1 protein-coding gene is annotated in these 884 nt (G+C 71.8%); it reads right to left on the bottom strand.

Annotated features, from left to right (window positions below):
• Positions 1-884, bottom strand: an 884-nt coding sequence (locus H0H10_RS00010; RefSeq protein WP_223179160.1) for a condensation domain-containing protein, incomplete at both ends; no start/stop codon positions are given.

The raw sequence follows: 884 nt of genomic DNA on the forward strand, positions 1-884 counted from the left end.
TGTGGCGGTAGTTGAAGAGGGAGGTGAACAGGGGGCTGCCGCCCGGCACCCCGCTCGCCTGCTGCGCCAGCGCCAGAGAAGCGTGCTCGTGCACCAGCAGCTCCGCGAGCTGGTCCCGCACCCCCGCCAGCGCCTCCCCCACCCCGGCACCGTCGACCCGCACCCGCACCGGCAACGTGTTGATGAACAACCCCGGCACCCGGTCCGCACCCGCACCCGCCCGCATCCGGCCGAACAACACCGTCCCGAACACGACATCGTCCCGCCCGCTGACCACCGCCAGCACCCGCGCCCACGCCAGGTGGAACACCGTCGCCGCACTCACCCCGAACGACCGCGCCACCTCCCGGACCCGCACGGCCACCTCGTCATCGACCGGGACCTGGGCTCGCACCACGCCCCGCCCGTCGCCGTGCGCGTCGACGAGGCCATAGGGTGCGGTGGTCTCGTGGATGTCGCCGAGGAGGCCGGTGAAGTACCGCTCGTGCTCCTCCCGCGACACCCCCAACCGGGCCTGCGCCACGAAGTTCCGGAACGGCAACGGCTCCGGCAGCTCCTCCTCACGCCCGGCAAGCACCGCATCCAGCTCGGCCCGCAGCACATCCTGCGTCGTGTGATCCTGCGCCAGATGATGAACCCGCAGCAGCGCCAGCCACCGCCCGCCCTCCCCACCAGCCGCCACATGCACATCCAGCAACGGCGCCCGCCCCACATCCATACCACCCACCAGCGCCGGAAGCCGCTCCGCCGAAACCCCCGGCTCCCACACCACCTCCCGCACCGGCAGCTCCACCTCACGCAGCACCACCTGAACCGGCTCGCGCAACCCCTCCCACACAATCGCCGTCCGGTAGATGTCATGCCGCTCCACCACACGCCGCAAC

This window comes from Streptomyces griseicoloratus (assembly GCF_014534645.1).
GTDB lineage: Bacteria > Actinomycetota > Actinomycetes > Streptomycetales > Streptomycetaceae > Streptomyces > Streptomyces griseicoloratus.